The organism is Nocardia vaccinii NBRC 15922, from assembly GCF_001613305.1.
GTDB classification, from domain to species: domain Bacteria; phylum Actinomycetota; class Actinomycetes; order Mycobacteriales; family Mycobacteriaceae; genus Nocardia; species Nocardia vaccinii.
Genome location: NZ_BDCC01000138.1, coordinates 1 through 752 on the forward strand (window position 1 = coordinate 1; position 752 = coordinate 752).

A 752-nucleotide genomic window follows, 5' to 3' on the forward strand; every position below is an offset into this window, starting at 1 on the left:
ATCGACCGTTCGATGACCCAGCGGTGTTTGCCGAGCTTCCGGCTGGACTCGATACCCTTGCGGGCGATCCGGACGGCAATTCCTCTGTCTCGCACCCAATTCCGCAGTTCCACCTGGTCGTATGCCTTGTCGGCATGCAGTTTGTCGGGCTTGCGTCGTCGCGGCCCCCGTCGGGATTTGATCGCGGGGATAGCTTTGACCAAGGGTTTGAGTGCGTAGGCGTCGTTGGTGTTGGCGGCGGATACCGCTACCGACAGCGGCAGGCCCGCACGATCGGACAGGACGTGGATCTTCGAACCGGTCTTACCGCGGTCCACAGGATTCGGCCCGGTCATGGGTCCCCTTTTTTAGCCCTGACAGATGCTCCGTCGAGGACCGCGCGTGACCAGTCGATCATGCCTTGGCTGCCGAGTTCGTCGAGCACGGCCCGGTGCAGTCGACGCCATAGCCCGGATTTGGTCCAGTCGGTGAACCTGCGATGTGCCGTGGGCACGGTCACTCCGAAAGATGGTGGTAGATAACGCCAAGCGCACCCACTGGTCAACACGAACACGACCGCGGTGAACACTGCACGGTCGTCCACGGGCCCGGTACCCCCGCCCTGCGGGCGAGGCTTGAACCCTGGAATCAGAGGTTCGGCCAACGCCCACAACTCATCTGGCACCAAGCGCCGCGAAAGATCATCAACCACAACGCAATATGATCACTCACAAGCATCCTGCAGCCACGTAAGACACGCTCTAATACTCCAG

General features: G+C 61.4%; 1 pseudogene. It reads right to left on the minus strand.

Annotated features, from left to right (window positions below):
• A pseudogene (locus NV1_RS46270) lies at window positions 1-691 on the minus strand (IS5 family transposase); the annotation flags it as partial.
• Window positions 692-752 lie beyond the last annotated feature (61 nt).